This is a genomic window from Streptomyces sp. NPDC002838 (genome assembly GCF_040295365.1).
GTDB lineage: Bacteria > Actinomycetota > Actinomycetes > Streptomycetales > Streptomycetaceae > Streptomyces.
Window position 1 is genome coordinate 30,039 of sequence record NZ_JBEOVF010000073.1, and the last position, 11,101, is coordinate 41,139.

General features: G+C 71.4%; 8 protein-coding genes. 5 read left to right on the forward strand and 3 right to left on the reverse strand.

The genetic code is table 11. From position 1 onward, the window contains the following. The first annotated feature begins 21 nt into the window (after nt 1-21). From ABT063_RS46470 to ABT063_RS46490, 5 genes are all read left to right on the forward strand, one after another. Nucleotides 22-2,460 carry a GcvT family protein gene (locus ABT063_RS46470; RefSeq protein WP_351067253.1) on the forward strand — a complete coding sequence of 813 codons (2,439 nt, stop codon included), beginning with the start codon at nt 22-24 and terminating at the stop codon, nt 2,458-2,460. Between the two features lie 146 nt (nt 2,461-2,606). Then, a complete protein-coding gene (locus ABT063_RS46475) occupies nt 2,607-3,467 on the forward strand; it encodes a bifunctional methylenetetrahydrofolate dehydrogenase/methenyltetrahydrofolate cyclohydrolase (RefSeq protein ID WP_351067254.1) in 861 nt (286 codons plus the stop codon). 34 nt (nt 3,468-3,501) lie between these two features. Continuing rightward, nucleotides 3,502-4,734: a sarcosine oxidase subunit beta family protein gene (locus ABT063_RS46480; RefSeq protein ID WP_351067255.1), complete on the forward strand. Its 1,233-nt coding sequence runs from the start codon at nt 3,502-3,504 to the stop codon at nt 4,732-4,734. 11 nt (nt 4,735-4,745) lie between these two features. Next, complete coding sequence (locus tag ABT063_RS46485; RefSeq protein WP_351067256.1) at nt 4,746-8,054, forward strand: sarcosine oxidase subunit delta family protein; 3,309 nt, start codon at nt 4,746-4,748, stop codon at nt 8,052-8,054. Continuing rightward, the gene (locus ABT063_RS46490; RefSeq protein ID WP_351067258.1) at nt 8,047-8,649 is read left to right on the forward strand and encodes a sarcosine oxidase subunit gamma; all 603 of its coding nucleotides are present in this window, start codon (nt 8,047-8,049) and stop codon (nt 8,647-8,649) included. The genes ABT063_RS46485 and ABT063_RS46490 overlap by 8 nt, the downstream gene beginning before the upstream one ends. Before the next feature lie 34 nt (nt 8,650-8,683). On the opposite strand, the gene mshA is transcribed toward ABT063_RS46490, so the two are convergent. The 3 genes from mshA to ABT063_RS46505 form a co-directional block, all read right to left on the reverse strand. Further along, nucleotides 8,684-9,979 carry a D-inositol-3-phosphate glycosyltransferase gene (mshA, locus tag ABT063_RS46495; protein WP_351067260.1) on the reverse strand — a complete coding sequence of 432 codons (1,296 nt, stop codon included), beginning with the start codon at nt 9,977-9,979 and terminating at the stop codon, nt 8,684-8,686. After that, nucleotides 9,976-10,827 carry a formate dehydrogenase accessory sulfurtransferase FdhD gene (gene fdhD, locus ABT063_RS46500; protein WP_351067262.1) on the reverse strand — a complete coding sequence of 284 codons (852 nt, stop codon included), beginning with the start codon at nt 10,825-10,827 and terminating at the stop codon, nt 9,976-9,978. The genes mshA and fdhD overlap by 4 nt, the downstream gene beginning before the upstream one ends. A 13-nt stretch (nt 10,828-10,840) precedes the next feature. Continuing rightward, a partial coding sequence (locus ABT063_RS46505) for an L-serine ammonia-lyase, iron-sulfur-dependent, subunit alpha (RefSeq protein WP_351067264.1) occupies nt 10,841-11,101 on the reverse strand: 261 nt, incomplete at its 5' end.

Sequence of the window (11,101 nt, forward strand, 5' to 3'; positions counted from 1 at the left end):
TCTCACCCCGGAGGTGCGGCGATGGCGGGACCCCGAGTGGTCATCATCGGAGCGGGTGTCGTCGGTGCGGCACTCGCGGACGAGATCTCCGCGCGAGGCTGGACCGAAGTGACCGTGGTCGACCAGGGCCCGCTCCCCGCCACCGGGGGCTCCAGCTCGCACGCCCCGGGCCTGGTCTTCCAGACGAACCCCTCGAAGACCATGACCGAACTGGCCCGCTACACCGTCGAGAAGTTCTGCTCCCTCGACGTCGACGGCGAGCCCTGCTTCCTGCAGGTCGGCGGCCTGGAAGTGGCGACAACCCCCGAGCGTCTCGCGGAACTGCACCGCCGCCACGGCTGGATCAGCGCCTGGGGCATCGAGGCGCGGCTGCTGACGCCCGACGAGTGCGTCGAGCAGCACCCGCTGGTGAACCGGGACAAGGTCCTCGGCGGCCTCCTGGTCCCGACGGACGGCCTCGCCAAGGCCGTCCTCGCCGTCGAGGCGCAGATCCGCCGGGCCACCGAGCGCGGCGTGCGCTTCCTCGCCCGCCACGAAGTCCTCGACGTCCAGCAGAGCGAGGGCCGTGTCACCGGTGTCGTCACCGACCAGGGGGAGATCCCCGCCGACATCGTCGTGTGCTGTGCCGGCATCTGGGGCCCGAAGATCGCCCGCATGGCCGGCATGAACCTCCCGCTCACCCCGCTCGCCCACCAGCTCGCCTGGACCGGCCCGGTACCGTCCCTCGCCGGCCAGACCGAGGAGGCGGTGCGCCCGATCCTGCGCCACCAGGACGCTGATCTCTACTACCGCGACCGCTTCGACGGCCTGGGCATCGGCTACTACGGCCACCGCCCGATGCCGATCTCCGCTGACGACATCCTCTCCGTGCACGAGGCCGAGGAGATGCCCTCGGTCCTGAAGTTCACCGAGGAGGACTTCGAGGACGCCTGGACCGAGACCCAGTCCCTCCTCCCCGCGACGAAGGAGGCGAAGGTCGAGGAGGGCATCAACGGCCTGTTCTCCTTCACCACCGACGGCAATCCGCTCCTCGGTGAGTCCCCCGACGTCAAGGGATTCTGGGTCGCCGAGGCGGTCTGGGTCACCCACTCCGCGGGCGTGGGCCGGGCCATGGCCGAATGGCTGGTCGACGGCTACTGCTCCTCCTTCGACCTGCACGAGTGCGACGTCAACCGCTTCGAGCCGCACCAGCTGTCCCCGGACTACGTCCTGGCCCGCGACTGCCAGAACTTCGTCGAGGTCTACGACATCCTGCACCCGCTGCAGCCGTCGGGGCACCCGCGCCCCATCCGCACCAGCCCGTTCTACGCCCGCCAGCAGGAGCTGGGCGCCTTCTTCCTGGAGGCGAACGGTTGGGAGCGCCCGCAGTGGTACGAGGCCAACACGCGGCTGGTCGAAGGCCGCTCCATCCCCACCCCCAACAACTGGGCCGCGAAGTACTGGTCGCCCATCGTCGGCGCCGAGGCACAGGTCACCCGCGAGACCGTCGCGATGTACGACATGACGGCCCTCAAGCGCCTGGAGGTCAGCGGCCCGGGTGCCGCGGCCTTCCTGGAGGACCTGTGCACCGGCAAGGTCGCCAAGTCCGTCGGCTCGGTGACGTACACCTTGTTGTTGGACCACGACGGCGGCATCCGCAGCGACATCACCGTCGCCCGGCTGGCCCGCGACCTCTTCCAGGTCGGCGCCAACGGCAACCTGGACCTCGACTGGTTCACCCGCCACCTCCCCGCCGACGGCACGGTCCAGGTCCGCGACATCACGCCCGGCACCTGCTGCATCGGCCTGTGGGGACCGCTCGCCCGCGAGGTCCTGCAGCCTCTCACGGACGAGGACTTCTCCAACGACGGCCTGAAGTACTTCCGCGCCAAGCGCGCCTACATCGGCAGCGTCCCGGTGACGGCGATGCGGCTGTCGTACGTCGGCGAACTCGGCTGGGAGCTCTACACCACCGCCGACCAAGGCCTGAAGCTGTGGGACACCCTGTGGCGGGCGGCCGAGCCGCTGGGCGGCATCATCGCCGGCCGCGGCGCCTTCAACAGCCTCCGTCTGGAGAAGGGCTACCGCTCCTTCGGCACCGACATGACCTACGAGCACGACCCCTACGAGGCCGGCGTCGGCTTCGCCGTCAAGCTCGACAAGGACGACTTCACCGGCAAGGCCGCGCTGGAGCGCCGCAAGGCCGACGTACGGCGGAAGTTGACCTGCCTGACCATCGACGACCCGCGGGCGGTCGTCATGGGCAAGGAGCCGGTGTACGACGGTGACCGCACGGTCGGCTACGTCACGAGTGCCGCGTACGGCTACACGATCGGCAAGGGGATCGCGTACGCGTGGCTGCCGACGGAACTCACGGCCCCTGGGACCACCTTGCACATCGGCTATTTCGACCGGCGCGTCGAGGCTGTCGTGCGCGAGGAGCCGTTGTTCGACCCGACGATGTCCCGTCTTCGTGGCTGAGCGGTTCGAAGGAGGTGCCGCGATGGGTTGTCGAGCGGCTGCGGGTGTGTCGTGGCTGGTCGCGCCCCGCGGCGGAGCCGCATATCGACACAGCCCCGCGCCCCTTGAGGGCGTTGCAGCTCAGGCTCTAGGAAGGAGTACGGTCGGTGACTGCACAGCTGCTTGACGGCAAGGCAACCGCTGCCGGCATCCGTCGCGAACTCGCCGAGCGCGTGGCCAAGTTGACCGCGAACGGCGGCCGTCCGCCTGGGCTCGGCACCGTCCTGGTCGGTGACGATCCGGGCAGCCGGGCCTACGTCGCCGGAAAGCACCGGGACTGCGCGCAGGTGGGCATCGCCTCCATCCGCCGTGACCTGCCCGCCGACGCCACCCAGCGGCAGGTCGAGGACGTCATCGACGAGCTCAACGCCGACCCGGCCTGTACCGGCTACATCGTCCAGCTCCCGCTCCCGCGCCACCTCGACGCCAACGCCGTACTGGAACGCATGGACCCCGCCAAGGACGCCGACGGCCTGCACCCCGTCAACCTCGGCCGGCTCGCCCTCGGCGTGGAGGCCCCGTTGCCGTGCACCCCGCGTGGCATCGTCGAACTGCTCCGCCGGTACGACGTGCCCCTCGCCGGAGCGCGGGTGTGTGTGATCGGCCGGGGCATCACCGTCGGCCGCCCCATCGGACTGCTGCTCACGCGCCGCTCCGAGAACGCCACCGTCACCCTGTGCCACACCGGCACCAAGGGCCTGGCCTGGCACGTACGCGAGGCGGACATCGTCGTCGCGGCCGCCGGTTCTCCCGGGCTGATCACCAAGGACATGCTGCGCCCCGGCGCGGCGGTCCTGGACGTCGGGATCACCCGCACCGACAACGGGCTGGTCGGCGATGTGCACCCGGAGGCCGCCGAGGTCGCCGGCCGGCTCGCGCCCATGCCCGGCGGCGTGGGCCCCATGACCCGGGCCATGCTGCTCGCCAACGTCGTCGAGGCCGCCGAGAGGAACGCGAACACCGTATGAACGCGCTGAACACCCCCCTGGCTGGAGACACCCGATGAGCCCCCGCACCCCCGGCGCCGAGCTCCCCGAACACCCCGACTGGCTGTGGCGCACGCCCGAGCCGAAGCGGTCGTACGACGTCGTCATCGTGGGCGGCGGGGGACACGGCCTCGCCACCGCCCACTACCTGGCGAAGAACCACGGCATCACCAACGTCGCGGTGCTGGAGAAGGGCTGGCTGGCGGGCGGCAACATGGCCCGCAACACCACCATCATCCGCTCCAACTACCTGTGGGACGAGAGCGCCGGCATCTACGAGCACGCTCTCAAGCTGTGGGAGGGACTGGCGGAGGAGCTCGACTACCCGATCCTCTTCTCCCAGCGCGGCGTGCTGAACCTCGCCCACAGCCTCCAGGACGTCCGCGACAGCGTGCGCCGGGTCGAGGCGAACCGCCTCAACGGCGTGGACGCCGAATGGCTCGACGCCGAGCAGGTCAAAGACGTCTGCCCGATCGTCAACATTTCCCCGGACGTGCGCTACCCGGTCCTGGGCGCCACCTACCAGCCGCGCGCCGGCATCGCCAAGCACGACCACGTCGCCTGGGGCCTGGCCCGCTCCGCCGACGCCGCCGGCATCGACATCATCCAGAACTGCGAGGTCACCGGACTGGACGTGGTTGGCGGCCGGGTGGTGGGAGTCCAGACCACGCTGGGCCCGATCGCGGCAGGCAAGGTGGCCCTGTGCTCGGCCGGCCACACCTCGGTTCTGGCCGCCATGGCGGGCATCGAACTCCCGCTGCAGAGCCACCCCTTGCAGGCACTCGTGTCGGAGTTGCTGGAGCCGGTGCATCCGACGGTCGTCATGTCCAACGCGGTCCACGTGTACGTCAGCCAGGCGCACAAGGGCGAGCTGGTCATGGGCGCCGGCATCGACGCGTACAACTCCTACACCCAGCGCGGCGCCTTCCACATCATCGAAGAGCAGATGTCCGCGGCCCTGGAACTCTTCCCGGTCTTCGCCCGCGCCCATGTGCTGCGTACCTGGGGCGGCATCGTCGACGTCAGCCCCGACGCCTCGCCGATCATCGGCCTCACCCCCGTCGACAACCTCTACCTCAACTGCGGCTGGGGCACGGGCGGCTTCAAGGCCACCCCGGGCGTTGGCTGGGTCTACGCCCACACCATCGCCCACGACACTCCCCACCCCCTCAACGCCCCCTTCTCGCTCGACCGATTCACCACCGGCGCGCTCGTCGACGAGCACGGCGCGGCCGCCGTGGCCCACTAGGGAGCCGAACCATGCTGCTGATCCAGTGCCCGTGGTGCGGGCCCCGCGACGAGGCCGAGTTCCACTACGGCGGCCAGGCCCACGTGCCGTATCCGGAGGCCCCGGCCGCCCTCAGCGACGAGGAGTGGGCCCGCTACCTGTTCTTCCGCGACAACCCGAAGGGCCCGTTCGCCGAGCGCTGGAGCCATGCGGCGGGCTGCCGCCGCTGGTTCAACGCGGTCCGGGACACGTCGACGAACGAGGTTCTGGCGGTGTACCGGGCGGGGGAGGGGCGCCCGGCGACAGTTGAGCGGAGGCCGGTCACTTCCCCGACGCTTCCGGTCACTTCTCAGCCACGTCCAGCAATCCCAGCCCGTCAGGCGTTTGAGGACGAGGCCCCTTCAGGGCCGAAGCGGGGGTCTGGGGGCGCGGCCCCCAGCGGGGTCGAAGGGGCAGCGCCCCTGGAGGACGGGACGGGTAGGGGCGGCGGGGGCGCTGCATCCATGAACGGCTCCGCCGCGGGCCGGCCGTTCCGCCACCCCACCCGCGGCAGAATCGACCGCGACGCCCCCCTCACCTTCACCTTCGACGGCACCGAATACCAGGGCTACCGAGGCGACACCCTCGCCTCCGCCCTCCTCGCCAACGGCGTCATCGCGGCAGCGACCAGCATCAAGCTCGGCCGCCCCCGCGGCATCTTCTCGGCCGGCGTGGAGGAACCCAACGCGGTCGTCCAGATCGAGACCCCCTTCCCGGAACCGATGCTGCCCGCGACGACCGTCGAGCTCTACGACGGCCTGGTCGCGAGCAGCCTCCCCGGCCAGGGCCGCCTCGCCACCGAACCGGACCCCGCCCGCTACGACGCCGTACACGCCCACTGCGACCTGCTGGTCGTAGGCGCCGGCCCGGCAGGCCTCGCAGCCGCGGCGGCAGCCGCCCGCAGCGGCGCCCGCGTCATCCTCGCCGACGACCAACCCGAGCTGGGCGGCAGCCTCCTGGGCACGGTCGAACACCTCGACTGGGTGGCGGAGGTCGCCGGACGACTCGAAGCCGAGCCCGAGGCACGCGTGTTGCGCCGCACCACCGTCTTCGGCTACTACGACGACAACCACCTCCTCGCCGTAGAGCGCCGCACCAACCACCTCGGCGCCGATGCCCCCGAGCACGTCTCCCGCGAACGCGTCTGGCGCATCCGGGCCCGCCGCGTCGTCCTCGCCACCGGCGCCCACGAACGCTCCCTGGCCTTCGCGGACAACGACCGCCCCGGAGTGATGCTGGCCACCTCGGCCCGCACCCACGTCAACCGCCACGGCGTCCTGCCCGGCCGCCAAGCGGTCGTCCTCACCACCAACGACAGCGCCTACGCGGCAGCCCTGGACCTCCGCGCGGCAGGCGTGGACATCACGGCGATCGTCGACACCCGCCCCGAGGCGGGGGAGTGGGCGGAGCGCGCCCGCGCGGCCGGCATCGAGGTGTTGACCGGCCATGCCGTCATCGGCACGGAAGGCGAGGCCCGCCTCACCGCCGTGACCGTCGCCCCGTACGGAGAGTCCACGGGCCGGCGGGAGTTCGCCGCCGACCTGCTGCTGGTCTCCGGCGGCTGGAACCCGGTGGCGCACCTCTTCAGCCAGGCGGGCGGCAAGCTGCGCTACGACGAAGAGCTGGGCTCCTTCGTCCCCGACACCTGCCGCCAGGCGGTCGAGGTCGCGGGCAGTGCGAGCGGCGTCCTCGACCTGGGCACGGTCCTGGCCCAGGGCGCGGCGGCCGGCGCCCGCGCCATCGAGGCCGAGGGCTACACCGCCGAGTCGCCCCGCCTCCCGGAGGTGGCCGCACAACCGCGGCAGACGCCGTCCATGCACGTGTATGTCGTCCCCGGCGCCTTGGACGGCCCCCGTTTCGTCGACCTGCAACGAGACGTCACCGTCGACGACTTGGCCCGCGCGACTGGCGCCGGTCTGCGCTCGGTCGAGCACACCAAGCGCTACACCACGGCCGGCACCGCCAACGACCAGGCAAAGACCTCCGGGATCCTGGCCAGTGGCGTCGTCGCCGAACTGCTCGGCGTGGACATCTCGGCACTCGGCACGACGACCTTCCGGCCGCCGTACACACCGGTCTCCTTCGCCACGCTCGCGGGCCGCGACCGGGGTGCGCTGCACGACCCGATCCGGACGACCGCTCTGCACGAGTGGCATGTCGAGCAGGGTGCCCTGTTCGAGAACGTCGGCCAGTGGAAGCGCCCTTGGTACTACCCGCGGAACGGCGAGGACATGGAGGCCGCCGTCCTGCGCGAGTGCGCCGCCGCCCGCGGCAGCGTCGCCTTCATGGACGCCTCCACCCTCGGCAAGATCGACGTCCAGGGCCCGGACGCCGGCGTCCTCCTCGACCGGCTCTACACCAACATGATGAGCACCCTGAAGGTCGGCATGATCCGCTACGGCGTCATGTGCCGCCCGGACGGCATGGTCTTCGACGACGGGACGGTCATCCGCCTCGCCCAGGACCGCTTCCTGGTCACCACCACGACCGGCAACGCGGCGGCCGTGCTGGACTGGATGGAGGAGTGGCTGCAGACCGAGTGGCCCGAGCTGAAGGTCCGCTGCACGTCCGTGACCGAGCAGTGGGCCACGGTCGCCCTGGTCGGCCCGCGCTCCCGTGAGGTCCTGGGCGCCCTCGCTCCCCAACTGGCCGTCTCCAACGACGACTTCCCGTTCATGGCCTGGCGCGAGACGACCGTCGCCGGCATCGACGCGCGCGTGTGCCGGATCAGCTTCTCCGGCGAACTGGCCTACGAGATCAACGTGTCACCGTGGGAGGCCCTCACCCTGTGGCAGGCGCTGTACGAGGCGGGCGCCCCGTACGGCATCACCCCGTACGGCACGGAGACCATGCACGTCCTGCGGGCGGAGAAGGGCTACCCGATCATCGGCCAGGACACCGACGGCACCGTCACCCCCCAGGACCTCGGCATGAGCTGGGTGGTGTCGAAGAAGAAGGCCGACTTCATCGGCAAGCGCTCCTACGCCCGTGCCGACAGCGTCCGCCCCGACCGCAAGCACCTGGTGGGCCTGCTCCCCGAGGACCCGGAGGACTTCCTTCCCGAGGGCACCCACCTGGTCGCCGACAGCGTGCTGCCCGCGCCGCCCGTGCCGATGCTCGGCCACGTCACCTCCAGTTACCGCAGCGCCGCCCTCGGCCGGACCTTCGCGCTCGCCCTGATCAAGAGCGGCCGGGACCGTATCGGCGAGCGGCTGTACGCCCCCGTGGGCGACCGGCTGGTCCCGGTGACCGTCGCAAGTCCCGTCCTCTACGACCCCGAGGGAGCCCGTCGCGATGGCTGACACCGCCCTTACCGCCCCGCCCCGCAGCCCCCTGTCGCACGCCGCCGAGCGTCTGGCCGCCGCGACGCGTACGTCCGGGGGTGCGATTCGGCTGGCCGAACTCCCCTTCCTGAGCCAGATCAACGTGCGCCTCGACGCCAAGGGCACGGCGGCCGCCGCCGTCGGGCTCGCGCTGGACCTCCCACTGCCCCTCGAACCCAATACCGTCGTACGCGCCGGGGAGTTGACCGCGCTCTGGCTCGGCCCCGACGAATGGCTGCTGGTGGGCCCGCCCGGCAGCGAGCGGGACCTGGAGAGTCGTATCAGGGAGGCCACGGGGGACGAGCCCGTCTCCGTCACCGATGTCTCCGCCCAGCGCACCACGCTCCTCGTCGCGGGCCCCCGCGCCCGCGACCTGCTGGCCCACGGCTGCCCGCTGGACCTGCACCCGCGCGCCTTCGGCACCGGACGCTGCGCCCAGACGACGCTGGGCCGCACGCAGGTCGTGCTGGTCGCCCGGGACGAACCCAGGGCCGGATTCTGGGTACTGGTCCGCTCGTCCTTCGCCGGCTATCTGGCGGACTGGCTGCTGGACGCGGCGACGGAATACATCTGATCGGCTGATCGGCCCGGCACTGGCTGTGGGAGCCTCAGCGGCTCCCACAGCCTTCGTGCTCGTGCGCGCGGATCGCCGCCGCGTAGACGTCCACGGTCGCGGCGGCAGCCGTGTCCCAGCCGAAGGACCGGGCGTGCCGGGCGGCCGCCCCTCCCATCCGGGTCGAGAGCGCCGGATCGTCCGCGAAGCGGCGCAGAGCTCGCGCGTAGTCGGCCGGGTCGTGCCCCGGCATCAGCAGGCCGCTCACCTCGTTCCGCACGGCCACCGGCAGACCGCCCACCCCGGCCGCGATCACCGGCGTGCCGCAGGCCTGGGCCTCCAGGGCCACCAGACCGAAGGACTCGCTGTAGGACGGCATGACGAGCACGGACGCCGCCCGGTACCAGTCCGCGAGTCGGGACTGTCCGACGGGCGGACGGAACAGGACCACGTCAGAGATGCCGAGCCGTGCCGCCAGCTTCTGCAGGCTCTCCGGCTCGGCCAGACCTGATCCGCTCGGTCCGCCCACCACCGGCACGACGAGCCGCTCGCGAAGCCGTGGCCGCTCCTCCAGGAGCCGGGCGACCGCGAGCAGCAGCACGTCCGGCGCCTTGAGGGGCTGAATACGTCCCGCGAACAGCGGGATCAGCGCGTCGGCCGGCAACCCGAGGCGCACACGGGCCGCCGCCCGCCCGGCCTCGACGCCGCCGGCGTCCGGCCGGAAGCAGTCCAGATTCACGCCCGGGTGGACGACGGTGACCCGTTCGGTGCTGGCGGCGTAGTGACGGATCAGCTCGGCCGCCTCGGTGCCGGTATTGGCGATGAGCCGATCGGCGGCCGCCACAATCTGCGTCTCGCCCGTCACGCGGGCCGTGGGCTCGGGGCTGTCGCCCGCGGCGAGGGAGGCGTTCTTGACCTTGGCCATGGTGTGCATGGTGTGTACGAGCGGGACACCCCAGCGTTCGGCGGCTGTCCGGCCGACCTGGCCGGACAGCCAGTAGTGCGAGTGGAGCAGGTCGTAGTACCCAGGGTGCCGGTCGGTCCACGCCCGCATCAGACCGTGGGTGAAGGCGCACAGGTGCGCGGGCAGGTCTTCCTTGGCCGAGCCCTTGTAAGGGCCCGCTTCCACATGCCGGACGAGAACACCGGGCGCGAGATCGACGACGGGCTGAAGCGCGGCGGAGGTGGCCCGGGTGAAGATCTCCACCTCGACGCCCGCGGCGGCCAGGCGTCTGGCCAACTCGACGACATAGACGTTCATCCCGCCCGCGTCGCCGGTGCCCGGCTGGTGCAGCGGCGAGGTGTGCACGCTGAGCATCGCGACACGGCGGGGGCGGCGCCGGACGCTCACCGCGCGAGTCCCCTTTGTGCTGGCAGGACCAGGCGATGCTCACCCGCGTAGACGTTCATGCTCTGGCCGCGCAGGAAGCCGACGAGCGTGAGTCCGGTCTCCACCGCCAGTTCTACGGCGAGGGAGGACGGAGCCGAGACCGCCGCCAGCACCGGAATGCCCGCCATGACCGCCTTCTGCGCCAGCTCGAAAGACGCCCGCCCGGACACCAGCAGGATGGCCTGCGACAGGGGCAGATCGCCGGACTGGAGCGCGCGGCCGACCAACTTGTCGACGGCGTTGTGCCGGCCGACGTCCTCACGCACGTCCAGCAGTTCGCCGTCGGGCGAGAACAGCCCGGCGGCGTGCAGGCCCCCTGTCCGGTCGAACACCCGCTGTGCGGCCCGCAGTCGGTCGGGGAGGGCGGCCAGCAGCTCGGGCTCGACCCGTACCGGGGGAGTGTCGGCGATCGGCCGGCGGGCGGTGGTCCGCACGGCGTCCAGGCTCGCCTTGCCGCACAGACCGCAGGAGGACGTGGTGTACACGTTCCGCTCGAGCGTGATGTCGGGTACCACCACACCGGGGGCGAGCCGCACGTCGACGATGTTGTAGGTGTTCGAGCCCTCCGCCGTCGCACCCGCGCAGTACACGATGCCCGTGAGTTCCTCGGCCCGGCCGAGGACGCCCTCACTCACGAGGAAACCGGCCGCCAAGGCGAAGTCGTCACCCGGCGTCCGCATGGTGATGGCCAGCGGTCTGCCGCCAAGCCGGATTTCCAGCGGTTCCTCGGCGACCAGGGTGTGCGGCCGGGCGCCGACAGCACCCTCCCGGATCCGCAGTACGCGCCGGCGCTCGGTGACTCGTCCCATGCCCGGGCTCCGCTCAGCACTCGATGATGTTGACGGCGAGGCCGCCCCGTGCGGTCTCCTTGTACTTCACGCTCATGTCCGCGCCGGTGTCCTTCATCGTCTTGATGACCTTGTCGAGGGACACCTTGTGCGAGCCGTCGCCACGCAGGGCCATGCGGCCGGCTGTGATGGCCTTGACGGCGGCCATGCCGTTGCGTTCGATGCAGGGGATCTGGACGAGGCCGCCGACCGGGTCACAGGTCAGGCCGAGGTTGTGTTCCATGCCGATCTCGGC

What these genes read in the sequence shown, in the direction of transcription:
- ABT063_RS46485 (WP_351067256.1), top strand. Translation starts at nt 4,746, where the DNA reads ATGCTGCTGATCCAGTGCCCGTGGTGCGGGCCCCGCGACGAGGCCGAG.
- fdhD (WP_351067262.1), bottom strand. Translation starts at nt 10,827, where the DNA reads ATGGGACGAGTCACCGAGCGCCGGCGCGTACTGCGGATCCGGGAGGGT.
- ABT063_RS46490 (WP_351067258.1), top strand. Translation starts at nt 8,047, where the DNA reads ATGGCTGACACCGCCCTTACCGCCCCGCCCCGCAGCCCCCTGTCGCAC.
- ABT063_RS46470 (WP_351067253.1), top strand. Translation starts at nt 22, where the DNA reads ATGGCGGGACCCCGAGTGGTCATCATCGGAGCGGGTGTCGTCGGTGCG.
- ABT063_RS46480 (WP_351067255.1), top strand. Translation starts at nt 3,502, where the DNA reads ATGAGCCCCCGCACCCCCGGCGCCGAGCTCCCCGAACACCCCGACTGG.